This is a genomic window from Bacillus nitroreducens (assembly GCF_964021195.1).
The window spans coordinates 299,464-318,955 of record NZ_CAXHYI020000003.1; the positions used below are offsets into that span (position 1 = coordinate 299,464).

Genomic DNA, 19,492 nt, shown 5'->3' on the forward strand with positions numbered 1-19,492 from the left:
CCTAGTTTCATAGTTTAGAATTATTTTTGTCCGTAATATGCATTTTTCCCATGCTTCCGTAAATAATGTTTATCCAAAATACGTTGCGGTAATTCTACAGCGAAATTATTTAACCCACGTGTGAACAAATTCATTTTTGCAACTTCATCTAACACAACGCTATTCACCACGGCAGCATTCACATCTTTTCCCCATGTAAAGGGGCCATGTCCATGAAGCAAAACACCTGGTACAGCTAGAACATCGAGTCCTCTCTCCTCGAATGTTTCAATGATGACGCGTCCTGTTGCGGCCTCGTACCCACTGTCGATTTCCTCTTGCGTTAAAAATCGAGCACATGGAATTGAACCATAAAAAGTATCTGCATGAGTCGTTCCCATTGCTGGAACATCAAGTCCTGCTTGTGCCCATATCGTCGCCCAAGTAGAATGTGTGTGAACGATTCCGCCAATTTCTGGGAAGTGCTTGTATAATACTGCGTGTGTCTGTGTATCTGATGAAGGTCTTAACTCGCCTTCTACAACATTCCCATCCAAATCTACAACCACCATATCGCTAGGTTTCATCGTTTCATAATCAACACCACTTGGTTTGATCACAAATAACCCACTAGCCCTATCAATCGCACTGGCATTCCCCCAAGTGAATTTGACTAGACCATGTTTAGGTAATTCCAAATTTGCTTGATACACTTCTTCCTTAAGTCGATCTAACATGTTAATCTCTCCTTCCTTCTCGTTATGGAAGTAAATATTCGACAGCAGCTCGCTCAATTTTCAGTCCTTTTATGTAACGCTCGATAAATACCTCAAATCCTTCTACATCACTTTGATCAGGATGAATCTCTTGGGCATCAATTCCCTCAAAAACTTTATCAGTAAGGAAATCTTCTAAACTTTCATTCTCGCTTTTACTCATCATGTAGGATGCAAGAATCGCCATTCCCCAGGCACCGCCATCTCCAGCTGTTTCCATAACAGAAACAGGAACGTTCATCGCAGCTGCAATAATTTTTTGGCCAACTACTGGTGTTTTAAATAACCCACCATGAGCCAAAATGCTGTCGATCAATACATTTTCTTCTTTTGTCAAGAGATCCATCCCAATTTTTAACGCACCAAATGCCGTAAAAAGATGAACCCTCATAAAATTCGCTAGATTGAAATGACTTTCAGGTGAACGAACGAACAAAGGTCGACCTTCTATTAAACCTGTAATATTTTCTCCTGAAAAATATCCATAGCTTAGCAGTCCACCGCCATCTGGATCTGCTTCCATTGCTTTGTTGAACATCACACGAAATAATTCAGAGGTATCAACCTCATACCCCATCGCCTCCGAGAACTCACGGAACAAACCTATCCAAGCGTTAATGTCACTTGAGCAGTTATTCGCATGGACCATGGCTACGGGACTTCCGTTAGGTGTCGTGACTAAGTCGATTTCTGGATATACTTTTGATAGTTCTTTATCCAATACAATCATTGCAAAAACAGATGTTCCAACCGAAACATTTCCAGTGCGTCTCCTCACACTATTTGTCGCAACCATTCCTGTTCCTGCATCACCTTCTGGTGGACAAACTGGGATGCCAGGCTGTAAGTGTAGAGATGGATCTAATATTTTCGCCCCAGCACTTGTTAATTCCCCTGCTTGATCGCCCGAAATATACACTTTAGGAAGAATTTCTTTAAGCTTCCAAGGGTATTTTTTTTCAGCGATAAGTTCATCAAACTGTTCGATCATTTCTTCATTGTAATTTTTTGTTGTTTCATCTATTGGGAACATTCCAGATGCATCACCTATTCCAATCGCTTTATTTCCAGTCAACATCCAATGAATGTAACCAGCTAAAGTCGTTATAAAATGAATTCTCGGAACATGTTCCTCGTCATTTAAGATTGCTTGATATAAATGTGCAATACTCCACCGTTCGGGAATATTGAATTGAAATAGGTTCGAAAGTTCTTTTGCCGCTGGACCTGTTGTCGAATTCCTCCAAGTCCGAAATGGAACAAGTAGCTCACCCTTTTCGTCAAAAGCCATATACCCGTGCATCATCGCAGAAAATCCAATAGAACCAATTTTTTCAAGGGTAATCCCAAATTCTTGTTCAACTTGTTGTTTCATTTCTCGATAAGCTGTTTGCAAACCATCCAAAACATCTGCTAAGTTGTACGTCCAAAAACCATTTTCCAAACGATTTTCCCACTCATAACTTCCTGATGCAATTGTCTCAAATTGACTATTAATCAAGACTGCTTTGATGCGAGTGGATCCGAACTCGATTCCAAGTGAGGTTTCTCCTCGGGTAATTACCTGTTTAATGTCTACTTGATTCGCTTCCACCTAATTTCTCCTCTCCAGCAAAAGTATCAATATCTATTAAGGATAGACTTATATTTTTAATAACGCTTACAAATAAAGTATATTTTTTGTACGTACATTTGTCAACATATTAAGAAATAGTGCAGTCAATTATATTTCCTCTACTAGCTAACGTTTATCTCATAAAAGATCTATTACCTAACAAATGTACATTTTTTCAAACTTTCAACTAAATAAAATCTATGATAAAATATGTACGCACAACTATTTAATTGGTAGTCTATGTTTATGAACAGATAGGAAAGTAGTGAGGCAGATGAAACCAAAATATCAGATCATTGTTGAAGATATAAAAAGTAAAATTCTTTCTGGAGATTATAACGTTGGAGAACAAATTCCTACAGAACTTGCCATGCAAAAAAAATATAATGTTAGCCGACACACCGTCCGTAAGGCTGTAATGGAACTTTCAACTGAGGGTTACTTAAGAAGTGAAAAGGGATCTGGAACTTATGTAACGAACCAATTTAGATCACCAGTAATCTCTAATAAGAAAACGATTGGTGTAATCACGACCTATATCTCCGACTATATTTTCCCTTCAATTATTCGTGGAATCGAGAGTAGATTAAATGAGGATAATTACTCCTTACTTTTAGCCAGCACAAATAACGATGTTGAACAAGAAAAAAAAGCTCTAGAAATGATGCTATCATACGGCGTAGACGGATTAATTGTGGAACCTACAAAAAGCAATTTATACAATCCTAACATTGCTTACTACTTATCTTTCAAGGAACAGGATGTGCCTTTCATCATGATTAATGCATACTATGAAGAACTAGATGTTCCGTTCCTATGCCTCGATGATGTGCAATCGAGTTATCTTGCAACAAAAGAATTGATTTCAAAAGGTCACACTCAAATTGGACTTATTTCAAAAACAGATGATTTACAAGGAAAATACCGAATGAAGGGGTATATAAAAGCACTAGGTGAAGCTAAACTACGTTTTATACCCGATCATGTGTTTTCGTATGACACAGAAACAAAACCAGATTTGTCTAAGAATCTGAAGGAATTCTTAAGTAAAAATAAGGATGCTTTAACTGCACTTGTTTGTTATAACGATGAGGTCGGATTAGAAGTGGCAAATGTATGCAAACAACTTAATATTTCTATTCCAGACAGTTTATCAATTATTGGTCAAGACAATTCATACATTGCCAAAAATGCAAATATCAAGCTCACTACTTTGACACATCCTCAAGAAAAAATGGGGCGTGATGCAGCGGATTGGGTCATAAAAAAATTACAAGGTAAAAAAGATCTACCTAACGAAACCTTTTATCAACCCAAATTAATTGAGGGAGAAACAGTAAAAGAACTGAAAGTGCCGCACTGACAGAATCTTTGACAATTTTTAACTTTGAAGATTAGTGGATGAGATCCGTTCAGTCCTTCATATGCTTGATGAAGGACTATTCATTTATTAATCCTACCACTTTAAAATCGATTGAAGAGCTTAGTTCTAAAAGAAAAGCCTTATTGATGGCCTTCATTCTAACCTCTCCTTTTATTCTCCGTTTTTTGAATAGCCCGGTAGCATGCTGCCATAATGATTGTCGCAGATAAACTCCCGCCAAAGAAAAAGCCTAGTCCTGGAATATATTTCGAGACAAAAAATACAGTAATCAAACTAATAATCATAACAAGGTTTTCAAGTGGATTGATTACCATCATCAAAAATGAATTTTTAAAAATATGAATCAATTTTAACTCATAATGTACGTATACAGGAAAAACGTAAAGTGTTGTCATCACTGCTGCAAAACTAAATAAATAGATGGGGATTTGAATTAAACGAATAAAACCACCATTTGAATTTTTAACGAAAATTAAGTCGAGTACAATCAGTCCACCAACAATGACGAGAATTAACCCAACACCATTACTTTTCAAAAATTCTGTTCTAAAATTACCCCAAAATGTACGAAAAATTGGAAGATCGGTCTCCCCCATGAACCATTTACGAATGACTGCAAACATTGCCGCCGTTGCAGGAAATAGCCCTAACAAAACAAGTCCTACTAAAGTAAAGCCTAACCAAAGTAAATTTAAATAGGCGAATTTTGTGATCCATATTGTAGCAGCATAAGCTCGATTAGCCGTTTTACCCATCCTATCACCTCCCGCATAAATAATTATCCCACAATACCTTTAACATAATTAAACCATAAAATTCTTAAATCTTGTAACAAATTTACAAATCACTCAATTTATCTATATATGAACGTCTTACATTTGTAGTTCTTCCTAAAAAAAGAACGAGCTGTGCTCGTCCCAGAATGTAGACAAAGTCAAATTTAACTTTGTCTACACCCATTTTTATAAGAAACACTAGTAAGATTCACTTTCTCAGACTGTATTAAAAACGCTTCTCAGACGAGGAGCGAAGCCGACCGAAGACGCGAATAGAAGTTGTCTTCATGAGCGGACGAGTGAAGCAAGCAACGAAGTATGCGAGCGTTTGTCAACAGTCTCCGAACGAGCTGTGCTCGTCCCTCTATTAATATGCACCTCTAATAAAGTCTTTGACATTTTCCATGTAAAAGCGATGAATCTTTTGCTTTTCTTCAGCTGTAAATGATTTTGTTTCAAGCGCTTTTAGGTTTTCTTGAACTTGTCTTACATTTTTGAATCCTGGAATAATACAAGATATCTCCTCATAATCTAAAATCCAACGAAGAGCTGCACTTGCCATTGTATTCCTACCATCCGCAATCCACTTTAGTTGTTCAGCCAGCTCTACACCTTTTTTAAAACCAAGTCCTGCGAAGGTTTCCCCAACATTAAATGCTTCACCATTTTCATTAAAACGACGGTGATCATCCTCCTCAAACACATGGTCTGGCGTGAATTTGCCTGTTAATAATCCACTCGCAAGCGGCAATCTAACAAGTATTCCAACTCCCTTTTTATAAGCTTCTGGAATTAGAGTCTCTAGCGGCTTTTGACGGAACATATTAAATATGATTTGGAGACTCTTCACGTTAGGATTTTCCAAACAAATAAGTCCTTCTTCTACAGTCTCAACACTCACTCCATAATGACGGATTTTCCCTTCACTTTGTAAACGATCAAGTACTTCAAACACTTGGCCATCTCTTAAAATTTCAGTCGCAGGGCAATGAATTTGATATAAATCGATTGTCTCACGATTTAAACGACGAAGGCTGTCCTCGCAATAGCGGCTAACTTGCTCATAACTGTAATTTTGCGGATCAGCGATGTCACCTTGACGACAGAACTTTGTCGCAATATGAATTTTATCTTCCATCCCCTTCGTTGCTTTTGCCAACAACTCTTCACTATGACCATCTCCGTATACATCGGCAGTATCAAAAAAATTTACACCTTGGTCGATAGCATATTCCAAAGACCTCAAGCTCTCAGCATCAGTGGTTTTCCCCCACGCACCTCCAATCGCCCAAGTTCCAAAACTAACCTCACTAATTTCTAATCCAGTGTTTCCAAGTTTACGATATTTCACTATTTTCCCTCCTATTATTATTGCATCGGAATTCTTCTTACTACATGGAGTAACCATTCCCCATTCTCTTTTTCATTAATCTTAATAGAGAACAGTTATGCAAAGATAACCCCACTGTCGTGGGGTTACGTAAATGCTTTCATCTTTATACTATTTTAATAGATTAGCTATCACTCTATCCATTACTAACAGCCAGAGTTACCACTATAATTCAATAATACTTCTTGTTCCTTCTGTATAATCTTATCAACCTTCACTTTAGATCCCTCAGCCCATTCTACATTTAAGTATGCCGAAACAACTTTCTTAGCAAGTTCAGGACCAACTATTTGAGAGCCTAGTGTAATAATTTGGGCATTATTACTTAATTGTGCGCGTTCAGCAGAGTATACATCATGTGTAAGAGCGGCTCGAATTCCAGGATACTTGTTAGCAGCTATACAAACACCAATACCAGTACCACATAAAAGTATTCCCCGTTCAGCTTTTCCTTCACTAATTGCTTGAGCAACCTCAAATGCAACATCAGGATAATCGACTGCCTCTGTCGTATAACATCCATAATCGATAATCTCATGCTCTGTATTCGCCAAAAATTCCTTAATTGTTTCTTTCAAATGAAATGCATTATGATCACAACCGATTGCAAGCTTCATATTACAAATCCTCCTAAAGAGAAATATTAATTTCTAATCTCATTTCCATTTTTACTTACATGACTATGTTCCCTAATTGTTTGATTTTGACTTACATACCTCTAGGAATGCTTCTAAGATTAAATAGGCAGAAGTTGCGCCAGGATCTTGTACACCTAAAGATCTTTCACCTAAACGGCTTGAGCGGCCAATTTTGGAAAGTAGATCTTTCGTAGATTCCATTCCTTTTTTACCAGCTAATACTGCTTTCTGATATGAAGTTAAAAAGTCACTTGATTCTGCAAAGTTTTCTTTTAAAGTTTCCCCAAATGGCTCCAGGGTATCGATCATGGTTTTGTCACCGACGTTTGCTTTCCCTCGATCCTTCACAGCTTGTGCAAAAGCAATCCAATATTCTGTAAGGTCTTCATCATTTAACACGTCTTTATTTTTTATTACTTGGGAGCCCTTGATAAACCCAGAGGCATATAATGGACCAACGGACGAACCTACAGCATTTAAAAATGTCATACCGATGACAGAACTAATCTTTCCGCAATCTGTTTCATTTGCTAGCTCATTATTTAGTTTTTCATTTACACTCTGCCATCCGATCGACATGGTAACTCCGTGGTCCCCATCCCCTAATTTTCGATCGAGTTCACAAAGGTAATCCTTCTCTTTCTCGATAACATCAACAACATGTTTAAAATAATTCAAAAAGTCTATAGAAGTAATTTTCATTAGTTAATCCTCCTTAACTTGGGTGAACATTGGGCAATCAACAGGATGGTCTATAAAAGTCTTTAATTCATCATCGAGCTTTGTTAAAGTGATAGAGCACCCACCCATTTCTAGAGATGTAATATAATCCCCAACATAGGAACGGTAAATGTTAATCCCTTTTTCTTTTAATCTCTGTTCTACTCTTCTAAACATAATGTACAATTCCATTCTTGGAGTAGACCCCAATCCATTTACTAGGACGGCTACATCATCACCCGCATTCAAAGGCATATCTGCAAAGATATGATCTAATAGTTCATCTGCTACGTTATCCGCTGTATCAAGTGGGGCCTTTTTAATACCTGGCTCACCATGATGTCCTAGGCCTAGCTCCATTTCATCATCACCAATTTCAAAACTTGGTTTTCCTGTTTGAGGTAATGAACAAGGAGTCAGCCCAACCCCCATCGATCTTGTATTTTCATTTGTCTTTCTAGCAACTCGTGCAACATTTTTTAAATCATACCCTTTATCTGCTGCAGCACCTGCTGTTTTAAAAACGAAAAATTCTCCTGCAATTCCACGTCGCTTTTCTTTTTCCTCTTTAGGAGCAGAGGCTACATCATCTGTAGTAAGGGCCATCTCTACTTCAATCCCTTCCATTTCAGCCAATTCTGCCGCCATCCCAAAGTTCATAACGTCACCAGCATAATTACCATATAGGTAAACGACACCAGCACCCTTATTAATTGCTTTTGTTACTTCCAAGATAGGAGCAGGCGGTGGGGATGCAAAGATATTTCCGACCGCAACGCCATCAGCCATTCCGTCTCCAACATAGCCTAAGAATCCAGGTTCATGTCCTGATCCCCCACCAATCAAAATACCAACCTTATTATCTAGCGTTTTACGAGTTGTAACGACAGCTCTATCATTCTCTTCTAACCTTCTTACATAAGTTGGATGTGCCTTTAAATAACCATCAATCATTTCTTCTACTACATTAGTTGGATTATTTAATAGTTTTTTCAATGGATACACTCCTTATCTGGTAGTATAGAAAAAGGGGTACAATCAAAATGAAAAGACAATCATTTTAAGACCCCAGTAATATCACGTTTTTTAAGACTACTTTATTTTCATTAAATGCTAACTTTTGTTTCACCTTTAATAATTGGAACTAAATTTTTATTCACATATTTACTAATATCAACAAGAACCTCTTCTGTATTAGATTGTGCTTCTGGCGTTTCTTCTTCAACCATTATCCAGCCCTTATATCCCCCATCCACGAGGACTTGAACACAACCTTGGAAGTCGATATCACCTTCACCCATCTTCTTCCACTCACAATTGTTTGAAGCATCCTTAAAATGAACATGTTTGATAAGTGGGAGATAGTCTTTAAAGATTTTAACTGCATCCATCCCACCAAAAGTTATATGACCAACATCTGGTGTATAGCCCATGTATCTTGGATCTAGCCCCTCTAAAAGAACTTCATAATCTTCCTTGAATATAAAATAAGAGGTTTTATAGGAGATCGGATGAATGGAAGCAGTAATTCCATTTTCATATGCGCGTTTTCCTAATTTATTTGCACCAGCAACGATTTCTTTTTGTCTTTGAAGTAAATTATCACGATTTGGTCCAACTCTTGAAGGTACGTTTAATTTAGCGCCTGGAAAGCGTTTTAAATATTCGATATAATAATCACTTGCTTCTCTTTCCTCAGGAGATTCTTCTCCGCCTATGAAACTCGTCGGCAATGTTAATGCAGCTAATTCCAGCCCTCTCATGTCTAGTTTTTCCTTAAGGAGTTCTGGAGAATTTTTATATCTCCCCAATAACGCTACCTGAATATCTATTCCTTTAAATCCAGCATTCTGTACATTATCCATTACTCGATCCAGGATATCTGCTTCAATATCATAATCTAAAACCCATGTTGATCCTTGACAGCCAAATTTTATAGTCATTTTTCTATACCTCCGATTTTTTAATGTGAACCTACTAAATATTTATTTTCATTATCCTTTTACAGAACCACTTGTTAATCCTTTAACAACTCTTTCTTGAGCAATAATAAAGATAAAGATTACCGGGATACTTGCTAGAGTCAATGCAGCCATCAGTCCAGGTACATTTACAGAAAATTCCCCGTAGAACTTTTGAAGTCCAACTGGTAACGTCAGGCTCTCGTCACTTTGGATTAAAATTAATGCGAATATAAATTCATTCCAAATATGAACAAAGTTATAGATAACTACTGTTGAAATGGCTGGTTTTATGTTTGGGAACATTACCTTCGAAAAAATTTTCCAATGTCCTGCGCCATCAATTTTGGCCGCTTCTTCTAGCTCTACAGGAATTTCTGACATGAATTGAGTCATGATAAAAATGGATATTGGTAAGGCAAAAGCCACATATGGTCCTAAAAGAGCAAATAAAGTATCATAAAGTCCCATGTCATTTGACATCACAAATATAGGAATTAACGATGCGTGTACTGGTATCATCATTCCTACTAGGAAAAGGACGAATAACGGACGATTCAAACGAAATTTTAATCGGCTCAATGGATAGCTTGCAAGAGCAGATATAAAAACAACGATTGCAACGGATATTACTGTAATCAAAATACTATTTACAAAGTAATTTGTAAGACCCATCTCAAAGACAGATGCATACTGCTCAAATGTAATGGAGCTAGCTATAATAGAAAAGGGATTTTCAAAGAATTCTCCCATCGTTTTAACCGAAGTTGTTATCATATAGATAAACGGATAGGCTGTAAAAACTAATAAGATTAAAGCCAGTATATAGATGAATGACTGTTGACTTACCGCTTTTAGTCTCATTTTGATTCACCACGCTTCACTCGTTTGTTGTCTGAAAATAGAATGATTATGGTACTTACTAGAGCCAGGATGAACATCATGGATGCTATCGCACTACCGTAACCCATATTGAAGTTGATAAAACTTTGTTTATACATATAGGTTCCTAATATTTCGGTTGCACTTCCAGACCCACCGCCAAGCATTACATAGAACATATCGAATGTTTTTAGAGACCCAACTACTGCAAGTATCGAAGAACTCACAATGGTTGGCATTAAAGATGGGAGTGTAACATAGAAAAATTGTTGAATGGAGTTTGCTCCATCAATATTTGCAGCTTCATATAATTCTTCTGGTATACCTACCAATGATGCTTTAAAGAGAATCATATAAAATGGGGCGAATTGCCAAACTAGTACAATCAAAACGGCAACAATAGCCATTTGATTAGAAGCCAACCAATGTACAGAATCTATTCCAAATATGTTAAGTAATTGATTGACAGGACCTTTAACTGGGTCATACATGAATACCCAAAGTAAGCCAATTGCTACGGAAGACATTAAGTACGGTAAAAAATAAATAACATTAAGTACTTTTTTCCCTCTTATCCTACTTAATAGAACTAACGCCATTACAAGTCCTAACGGAACCTGTACAAAAACGGACACTCCTACGAGATATAAATTATTTTTAAGTGCAGTCCAAAATATTTGATCTGAAAATAATCTGCTAAAATTCTCAAGACCTATAAAGACCTTCTCACCCATTCCGTTCCAGTTATAAAGACTGTAATTAAACGTTGCAATAATTGGGTAAAGAATAAATATCAAATATATGACTAATGCTGGTAATAAGAATAATAGAATCGTCAGTGACTGGGTTCTTTTTTCCTTTTTTTGTCTACTTAACGGGGTTATATTGTTGGTATTAATGCTCTTATTCTTTTCACGATTCGTAAGAGCCAAATCGCTATTTGATGACATGTCGATCACATCCCCTGCTTTGATTTTAATAAGTAAGAGAAAGCAAATTAGCCTTCTCTTACTTACTGGAAAATTACTTATCTAAGAGCTCTTTTGCTAATTTCTCCATAGCCTTAGCTGCTTCTTCAGGAGTCATGCTTGTTCCGAATAAATCAAATGTTGTATTTTTATGAAGTTCACCTAATTCAGGTGGTAACGTTTGATCATATGGGAACTGAATGGAGTTAGCATTATTGATCCACTCAGAGAATGTATTTACAAATGGGTCGTTAAATGTAACGCCCTTTACTGCAACAGGAGTTGCTGATTTATCAACATAACCTTGTGCAGTTTCAACACTCGATAATTCATCAATTAGCTTGACTGCTAGATCAGGATGTTTTGTGTCCTTATGAATAGACCAAACTGGGGATACTCCTGCCGCAATATTGGAAGGGTCACCGTTTCCTTCTTCTAAAGCAGGGAATGGGAAGACACCCATTTTTTCCTCGAACTCTGGATATTCTTGTCTAACATTGTTTACAAATCCAGAAGTAATGAGCATCATTGCCGCCTCGCCCGTATACATCAATTGTCTACCTTGACCAGAATCGTAAGGTATGCCGTTAAAACCAGGATTAAATGCATCACGTTTCACTAAATCTTGAATGTATTCACCAGCTTTTACGTATGCCTCATCCTCAAAACTACCGCCAGTTCTGCGATATGCATTTTGGAAAACTTCTTCTCCGCCGATTCTATCTGCAAAATACATTAAATAGAAAGCACCTGGCCATTTAGGCTGGTTTGCTAATGCAATTGGAATAATGTCATTAGATTTTAATTCATCAATAATTGCTAACAATTCATCATAAGTTTCTGGAACTTCTAAATTGTATTTCTCAAAAATTTCTTTATTATAATAGAAGGTATATGGTGCAATACCTAATGGTAATCCGTAAACCTTACCGTCATATGTAGAGTTTTCAAGCGCAACGTCTACGAATCTACTATAATCAATATCCTCATTTGTCAGGTCTAGAAGTTTTCCTGAATTAGCGAATTCTTCTAACCATCCTCCACCCCAGCTTGCAAATACATCAGGAGGATTTCCACCAGACATTCCTACTACTACACGCTGTTTATAATCATCATTTGTAACCTGTAACATATTAACTTTTACATCATGTTCGGCTTCAAATCGTTCAACTGCTTCTTTATAAACTTCTTCTCTTGCACCTGCATCAAAATACCATAAATCTAGTACAGCCTCATCGCCTGAACCACTTCCAGCTTTCTTGGATGTTTCGGATTTTTCTCCGCCACAGCCCGCTAATACTAGCCCAAGTAAAACAAATAAGCTCATTAGTGTAATGTGTACTTTCTTCACATTTGTCACCCTTTCTCTGTTAATAAGTAGATTGATTTACTTTTCTTGATCATGATTCGTAGAGTGTTAAATGAATTCCAAGATATGAATAACTCTTTTACCATATTTAGTAGGTCCTCAGAGTATGGATAACGCTTTCACAAAATGTTTAATAATATATTTATCCTGTTTGTTTATCTAATGGACTAACTAACTTTATGGTATTATTCCGTTTTAGATGTGTCAATAGACAATTATCTTCATAATTCAGATAATTGTCAGGATTTAACTTCTGTAGTTGTCTTTTTAGGTATTTGATGATTTGCCATTTTTTCGAAAAAGTTAATAATATGTGAATGATCTTTTTTACTATTTCCATTTACAATTTCAGATGAAAATATCTCTTTAACAAGGTTTGTAACTGGTAATGGCACACCAATAGCATTTGCAGAGGATTGCACATTTAGCAAATCCTTGTAGTTAATTTCAATTCGACCACCTGGCTCAAAATCTCTGTTAATAATTTTCGGCATTTTTGCATCCATAACTGCACTTCCAGCTAAACCGCCATGAATTGCTTGGTACATTTTATTTAAATCAATACCTGATTTACTTGCAAATACACATGCTTCAGATAACGCTGCAAGATGAGCACTCACCATAATTTGGTTGACCAGTTTTGTTGCAGATCCAGCTCCGTTTGGCCCAACATGAACAACATTCTCACCCATAGCTTTGAATAGTGGCAATACCTTATTAAAATGTTCCTCTTCTCCACCAACCATGATTGACAACCTTCCTTCGATTGCCATTGGCTCTCCACCGCTAACAGGAGCATCTAAAAAGTGCATGCCATATTCCTTTAACCCAGCGGCGAAGGTCCTAGATTCCTCAGGCGATACAGAACTCATATCAATAATAATGGAATTTGGATTGCCGTTTTTCGCAACACCCTCATCAGAAAATAACACTTCTTGGACATGTTTCGCAGCTGGAAGCATGGTAATAATGACATTACATATATTTGCAACTTCTTTGTTCGATTCACAAGCATGCCCGCCTAATGTGGCTAGCTCATTCACTACAGCAGTATTAATATCAAATAAATACGTTTCATAGCCACTATTAATTAAGTGCTTAGCCATTTGTTTACCCATAATTCCTAAACCAATAACACCTATTTTCATCTACATTACCCCCCAAGATATTTTCTGTAATTTTTACTGTTCTTTTTATTAAAACGTTTCCATTTCTCTCTACTAATCAATCTCCTTCCTGATAAGGGTTTATTTATATATTATTATACACTTAGTTCATCCAATGGACAAACCATTTTTTAACTAATATACTATTTTTATTAACTAATATGATTTTAATGAGTTTAGAATTATAAGCAAGTCATACTGTGTTTACTTCAATTTATTTTTTGACCTTGTTGTTCACTTTTTCTAAAGCGAATACGTGAAATAAACATATTATTTTGGGACCATGATTAGAACTGGAGGAAAATTTATGAAGAGAAGAATTGTATGTTTCGGTGACTCTAATACTTGGGGACTAAATGCAGAAAAAAATGAAAGATTCCAAGAAGACATCAGATGGACCAGCCTACTAGGTCAGTTTCTAGGTGAAGAATTTGATGTAGTTGAAGAAGGGCTTTCTGGCAGAACAACTATAGTCGATGATCCCCTGTTTGAAGGTCGTAAAGGTTTAGATTATCTACATCCTTGTCTATTAAGTCATTCTCCACTTGAGCTTGTGATTATTATGCTAGGAACTAACGACACGAAGGAAAGAATACATTTATCTTCTATTAACATCGCCCAAGGCATTACAAAGCTTGCAGTTTTAGCAAAAAATACACCCGTTAATAAAGATAATACCTTCCCAAAGGTTCTTGTTATTGCTCCACCACCTATTGGAGCAAAGTATTATACAACTCAGTTAGGGAAGACATTTGGTAAGAATTGCGATATAAAATCAGAAGAGTTCCCCGTTTATCTAGAGGAATTCTCAAAAGAAAACGGTTTTGAATTTCTCGATACTAAAGGAATTGTCCATATGCACGATTATGACTATATTCATCTTAACGAAGAAGGGCATCATAAATTAGCAGAGCTTGTCTATGAAAAAGTAAAGGGAATCCTTCAATAAACTTATCGATGGCAGAAAATCTCACGGGAGTTATACCCTCACGAAAAAATACTCACTTACAAGTGAGCCATAGCATGGCATTTCCAGCAAAAAAACTGTCTCTAATACCAAATCAAAATTGGCAAAGAGACAGTTTTTTTATAGAATGACCAACCTATGACCGTTCTTGATATGAGAAATAGTCAAAATCGGCATGTTTTCTTTCCCCACTAAGATCTTGCACACAAATTCCAATGAACGCCCCGGTAAATCCTTGGTCTAACAAAATTCCCTCTACTTTGTACTCAACATAATCATCAGAAATTTTACTAGCATCTAAAACGGGCCCAATAGGATTCCAGGTTTCTCCATCCTTAGAGTAATAGTACTGTAGCTTATCGTAATGGATATCCGCTTTGAGATAAACTCGATCCCATCCTTCTATAGAAACTGGCTTTTCAAGAGGCTCATCGTACTGCCTTCTGTTACAAGACATAATCCCTAAACATTTTCCTATTTCCTCATCATGACTTATATATAGATAATAGTAATTACGAGTATTGTAATAGTAGATTAACCCTGCTAATTGCTGGAATGTACTAGGCTCGAATTCAATGACCGTTTCAGCTGTAACAGAGAAAGCTTGCTGTCTACGCGCTACAAGACTTTGTCTAAAAGTTGAACTCAGGGATTCTCTTCCTATTAACCTTAAAAAACCTGGTCGTTGTTTTAGTGAGATCCATTCTTCGGAAAATGGTTCACGAAGTGAGCTAAAATGAATACTTAATTTTTCATTATTAAAATGCTCGATTTCATTCTCTTCTTTAAATGGAAACACAGGTAAGTTCGGTGCCTCGACCTTAACTTCAGGTTCATTTCCTCCGCTTGCCAGTCTTAACCACCCATCCTCAGTCCAAGTCATCTTTTGAATGGCAGTTTCCCTTCCAAGGTTGCAGTTCATCGACGGTTTTAATGGACGACCAGTCAAATGAACTAAATAAACTTCATTTGTTTGAGTGTGAACAATGCTGGCATGTCCAGCCTTTTGAAGTAGTAATTCTGGTTTTCCAGCAGACGTAAGAACAGTACCTTTTGGATCTAGCTCATACGGACCAAGAATAGATTTAGAACGTGCAACTGTTACAGCGTGGTTCTCTCTTGTGCCACCTTCTGCAGTCATTAAATAGTAATAATGATTATGTTTATAGATATGAGGACCTTCCGTTAATCCTAATTCTGTCCCTTTAAAGATATTATACTTTGGACCTATTAATCTTTTTTCAGTTGGTGAATATTCTTGGAGTAGGATTCCTCCAAATGAATTTTTGTTTTTTCGATAATCCCAAATCATATTCATAACCCATTTTTTTCCGTCATCATCATGGAATAGTGATGGGTCAAATCCGCTGCTATTTAGATAAATTGGATCTGACCATGGGCCCATGATGTCTTCGGCTGTAATTAAATAATTATGCGTATCTTTAAAAGGTCCAATATGACTTTTAACATCTGTAAACACCAAATAAAAAGTTCCTTCATGATAAGACAGGCACGGTGCCCAAATACCGCCTGAATCTGGATTCCCTAGCATTTCAATTTGTCGCTTCTCGGTTATAGGATGCGTCAGTAACCGCCAGTTCTTCAAATCTTTTGAATGATGGATTTGTACACCCGGAAACCATTCAAAAGTTGATGTAGCTATATAGTAATCATCATTGACTCTTATAATCGAAGGGTCTGGATTAAATCCTGGCAATATTGGATTATTTATGTAATCCATACAATGTCTCCTCCCTTTTTAAAAAGTAAACAAAAAAATATCAGGTGCGAGTAAATAACACTTGAAAAATGGAGTAGAATGCTTAGACCTCAATAAGTATGGTCCTATAGAAATGGCAATCTACTCCTACTAACTATTTCCTAAACTCTCTTAACTGCTCATTAAGAGTCTTAGTTTGTGTATAAACTTGTTGATACATGGCAAATAACTTCTTATAGGCATCCACATTTTCAGGAATTGGTTCATATGTTTTGGAGGTTTGCAGGAATGTTTCTGCACATTCTTTTAATGATTCAAACCAGCCACTTCCATATGCAGCAAGCATCGCTGCTCCCATTCCAGGTCCTTGCTCAGAAGTTAATTTTTCAATTTTCGCGTTAAAAATATCAGCCTGCATTTGAAGCCATGTTTCGTTCTTTGCACCGCCTCCAATTGAAACAATAGTATCAATCGTTTTGCCACTATTTCTAAAGATCTCAATTGACTCGTTTAATGAAAAAGTAATCCCCTCTAGAACCGCGCGTGCAAAATGCTTGCGTTCATGGTATGCATCAACACCGATAAAGCTACCGCGTATATTTGAATCCGCATACGGCGTTCTCTCACCAACAATATATGGTGTAAATAATAAGCCATTACAGCCTGCTGGGACTTCCTCGATCCCTTGTAAGAATTGACCAAATGCCTCTTCTTTTGCAAAAGTATCCTTGAACCAACTTAAGCTGTAACCTGCTGCTAGAGTTACACCCATCGTATAATACGTCTTTTCTTCACCATGGTTAAAATAGTGAACCTTACCTTCAAAATCTAGGTCATTACGCTCTTCATATGACAACACCACTCCCGAAGTTCCGATACTACAAAGGGTTTTTCCTTCTGACAAAATACCTGAACCAATCGCACCGCAAGCATTATCTGCTCCACCAGCAAAGACTTTCGTTGACTCTTGTAAACCAGTGGCTGCAGCAATTTCAGTTGTCACCTCACCGACAAATGCATGTGATTCAACTAACGGTGGGCAAAAATCAGGAGTTAGGCCAAATGTTTCTAAAATTTCATTACTCCATTCACGCTGAGCAACGTTTAACATCAAGGTTCCAGCTGCATCCGAGTACTCCATATGAAGTGCACCAGTAATGCGGAAACGCAAATAATCTTTTGGAAGCACGAATGTATGTGAGCGTTCAAAAATCTGTGGCTCATTTTCTTTCACCCAAAGGATTTTCGGTAGTGTAAACCCTTCCAAAGCTGGGTTCTTTGTTACTTCTAAAAGGCGTTCTTTCCCGAAAGTTTCATAGATTTCCTCACATTGTTTTGTCGTTCTTGTATCATTCCATAAAATGGCGTTTCGTAATACCTGGTGTTCTTTATCCAATAAAACAAGTCCATGCATTTGTCCAGAAAAACTGATTCCTTCAATGTCATTGACGTCACCATCAAATTTCTCAACAAGCTCTTTCAGCCCTGCAATTGTCTTTTCAACCCATTCTTCTGGATTTTGTTCACTATAGCCTGACTTTTCAATTATAAGAGGATAAGATTTTGAGACCTCGCCTGCTACTTCACCATATTGATTCACAAGTAAAATCTTTACAGCACTTGTTCCGAGGTCTACACCAATTACATATTTCATCCGTATCATCCTTTTCTATAAAGTGAAACTTCAATCTATGGGTATCCCACTGATTTTAGTTAAACCAATTGGGCCATTAAGGATAGTCATTATTCACTTTTCCACAAAATAATATATGCATTTACTGCCCGTTATAGCTTGATAAAAATGTGCTGGAATCACAAACTTCCAGCACATTTTTGGTTCTTATACATTAATCATTAAGAGTTTCTAATAAATATTGATTAATTAAAGCTTTTAAGCGTTCTGTTCTACCTGAAGTATTTTTAATTTCCGTTAAACCAAGTGCATAAGCTTCTAGTTCACGGAAGTTTGTTTTTCCTTCAACGATATCTAAGCCAATTCCTTTCGTATAGCTGCTGTAACGCTCTTCTACAAAGCTATCAAGTACTTTATCTTCAATTAATTTATTTGCAACTTTTAAGCCCACTGCAAATGCATCCATTCCTGCAATATGTGCGTGGAACAGATCATCAGTATCGAATGAACCTCTTCTTACTTTCGCATCGAAGTTCAGACCACCTTTGCCTAGTCCACCATTTTTTAGAATTTCATACATTGCTAATGTGTTTGTGTATAGGTCTGTTGGGAATTCATCTGTATCCCAGCCAAGTAATGTATCGCCTTGGTTAGCGTCAACTGAACCAAGCATTCCGTTAATACGTGCGGTTCTTAGTTCATGCTCAAATGTATGTCCAGCTAGTGTTGCATGGTTCGCTTCAATATTAAACTTAAAATAATCTGTTAAGTCATATTTTTGTAAGAATGCTAGTCCAGTTGCAACATCGAAATCATATTGATGCTTAGTTGGCTCTTTTGGTTTTGGTTCGATTAAGAATGGAACATTTAACCCAATTTCTTTTGCATAATCTACTGCCATATGGAAGAAACGAGCTAAGTTGTCCATTTCAAGCTTCATGTCTGTATTAAGTAGTGTTTCGTAGCCTTCACGTCCACCCCAGAACACATAGTTTTCTGCACCAAGCTCTTTTGCTACTTCTAATCCCTTTTTCACTTTTGCTGCTGAGTAAGCAAATACATCTGCATTTGGTGAAGTTGCAGCACCGTGTGTATAACGTGGATTTGTGAACATGTTAGCAGTGTTCCAAAGTAATTTAACTTTACTTGTTTTCATGTAATCTTTGATCATCGCTACAATTACATCAAGGTTTTCATTTGTTTCCTTTAATGTGCTTCCTTCAGGCGAGATATCAACATCATGGAATGCAAAAAATGGAACATCTAGTTTTTCAAATAGCTCAAATGATGCTTCTACACGAGCTTTCGCTAAGTCCAAACCTTTTAGGTGGTCCCACGGACGGATTGCTGTGCCCACACCAAATGGATCTGTTCCATCTGCAGTAAATGTATGCCAGTATGCAACAGAATAACGAAGGATTTCCTCCATTGTCTTGCCATTAATTTTTTCTTCTGGGTTATAGTATTTAAATGCAAAAGGATTCGTTGATTTAGCGCCCTCATATTTAATTTTGTTCACTGATTCGAAATAAGCCATCGGGTTATTCC

17 protein-coding genes are annotated in these 19,492 nt (G+C 36.9%); 2 read left to right on the plus strand and 15 right to left on the minus strand.

Annotated elements, in window-relative coordinates:
- Window positions 1-20: 20 nt before the first annotated feature.
- Both ACWPVE_RS05250 and ACWPVE_RS05255 read right to left on the minus strand, forming a co-directional pair.
- Window positions 21-716, minus strand: a complete 696-nt coding sequence (locus ACWPVE_RS05250; protein ID WP_453991344.1) for an L-ribulose-5-phosphate 4-epimerase — start codon at window positions 714-716, stop codon at window positions 21-23.
- A 22-nt stretch (window positions 717-738) separates the two neighbouring features.
- Window positions 739-2,349, minus strand: a complete 1,611-nt coding sequence (locus tag ACWPVE_RS05255; RefSeq protein ID WP_453991346.1) for a xylulokinase — start codon at window positions 2,347-2,349, stop codon at window positions 739-741.
- Window positions 2,350-2,644: 295 nt separating this feature from the next.
- Here ACWPVE_RS05255 and ACWPVE_RS05260 point away from each other — a divergent pair, with 295 nt between their 5' ends.
- Window positions 2,645-3,733, plus strand: a complete 1,089-nt coding sequence (locus ACWPVE_RS05260; RefSeq protein WP_453991348.1) for a substrate-binding domain-containing protein — start codon at window positions 2,645-2,647, stop codon at window positions 3,731-3,733.
- Between the two features lie 158 nt (window positions 3,734-3,891).
- Here ACWPVE_RS05260 and ACWPVE_RS05265 read toward each other — a convergent pair whose 3' ends face one another.
- The 10 genes from ACWPVE_RS05265 to ACWPVE_RS05310 form a co-directional block, all read right to left on the minus strand.
- A complete protein-coding gene (locus ACWPVE_RS05265) occupies window positions 3,892-4,509 on the minus strand; it encodes a YesL family protein (protein ID WP_453991350.1) in 618 nt (205 codons plus the stop codon).
- 388 nt (window positions 4,510-4,897) lie between these two features.
- On the minus strand, window positions 4,898-5,881 hold the full coding sequence (locus ACWPVE_RS05270; RefSeq protein ID WP_453991352.1) for an aldo/keto reductase: 984 nt from the start codon (window positions 5,879-5,881) through the stop codon (window positions 4,898-4,900).
- Between the two features lie 185 nt (window positions 5,882-6,066).
- On the minus strand, window positions 6,067-6,537 hold the full coding sequence (gene rpiB / locus ACWPVE_RS05275) for a ribose 5-phosphate isomerase B (RefSeq protein WP_453991354.1): 471 nt from the start codon (window positions 6,535-6,537) through the stop codon (window positions 6,067-6,069).
- A gap of 72 nt (window positions 6,538-6,609) precedes the next feature.
- Window positions 6,610-7,260 (minus strand): dihydroxyacetone kinase subunit DhaL, encoded by a 651-nt coding sequence (gene dhaL, locus ACWPVE_RS05280; RefSeq protein WP_453991356.1) that lies wholly within the window; start codon window positions 7,258-7,260, stop codon window positions 6,610-6,612.
- A 3-nt stretch (window positions 7,261-7,263) separates the two neighbouring features.
- Window positions 7,264-8,274, minus strand: coding sequence for a dihydroxyacetone kinase subunit DhaK (locus tag ACWPVE_RS05285; protein ID WP_453991358.1), 1,011 nt, complete (start codon window positions 8,272-8,274; stop codon window positions 7,264-7,266).
- A gap of 110 nt (window positions 8,275-8,384) precedes the next feature.
- Complete coding sequence (locus ACWPVE_RS05290) at window positions 8,385-9,221, minus strand: sugar phosphate isomerase/epimerase family protein (protein ID WP_453991360.1); 837 nt, start codon at window positions 9,219-9,221, stop codon at window positions 8,385-8,387.
- Between the two features lie 51 nt (window positions 9,222-9,272).
- Window positions 9,273-10,103, minus strand: coding sequence for a carbohydrate ABC transporter permease (locus tag ACWPVE_RS05295; protein WP_453991362.1), 831 nt, complete (start codon window positions 10,101-10,103; stop codon window positions 9,273-9,275).
- Window positions 10,100-11,071, minus strand: a complete 972-nt coding sequence (locus ACWPVE_RS05300) for a carbohydrate ABC transporter permease (protein ID WP_453991364.1) — start codon at window positions 11,069-11,071, stop codon at window positions 10,100-10,102. Before ACWPVE_RS05300 ends, ACWPVE_RS05295 begins: the two co-directional genes overlap by 4 nt.
- Window positions 11,072-11,144: 73 nt before the next feature.
- Window positions 11,145-12,440, minus strand: coding sequence for an ABC transporter substrate-binding protein (locus ACWPVE_RS05305; RefSeq protein WP_453991366.1), 1,296 nt, complete (start codon window positions 12,438-12,440; stop codon window positions 11,145-11,147).
- A gap of 257 nt (window positions 12,441-12,697) precedes the next feature.
- Window positions 12,698-13,606, minus strand: coding sequence for a 2-hydroxy-3-oxopropionate reductase (locus ACWPVE_RS05310; protein ID WP_453991368.1), 909 nt, complete (start codon window positions 13,604-13,606; stop codon window positions 12,698-12,700).
- A gap of 325 nt (window positions 13,607-13,931) precedes the next feature.
- Between ACWPVE_RS05310 and ACWPVE_RS05315 the strand changes: the two genes are divergently transcribed.
- A complete protein-coding gene (locus ACWPVE_RS05315; protein ID WP_453991370.1) occupies window positions 13,932-14,573 on the plus strand; it encodes a GDSL-type esterase/lipase family protein in 642 nt (213 codons plus the stop codon).
- A 154-nt stretch (window positions 14,574-14,727) separates the two neighbouring features.
- On the opposite strand, the gene ACWPVE_RS05320 is transcribed toward ACWPVE_RS05315, so the two are convergent.
- From ACWPVE_RS05320 to xylA, 3 genes are all read right to left on the minus strand, one after another.
- On the minus strand, window positions 14,728-16,332 hold the full coding sequence (locus tag ACWPVE_RS05320; RefSeq protein ID WP_453991372.1) for a glycoside hydrolase family 43 protein: 1,605 nt from the start codon (window positions 16,330-16,332) through the stop codon (window positions 14,728-14,730).
- A 133-nt stretch (window positions 16,333-16,465) separates the two neighbouring features.
- The gene (xylB, locus tag ACWPVE_RS05325) at window positions 16,466-17,965 is read right to left on the minus strand and encodes a xylulokinase (RefSeq protein ID WP_453991373.1); all 1,500 of its coding nucleotides are present in this window, start codon (window positions 17,963-17,965) and stop codon (window positions 16,466-16,468) included.
- A 193-nt stretch (window positions 17,966-18,158) separates the two neighbouring features.
- Complete coding sequence (xylA, locus tag ACWPVE_RS05330; RefSeq protein WP_453991375.1) at window positions 18,159-19,481, minus strand: xylose isomerase; 1,323 nt, start codon at window positions 19,479-19,481, stop codon at window positions 18,159-18,161.
- Window positions 19,482-19,492 lie beyond the last annotated feature (11 nt).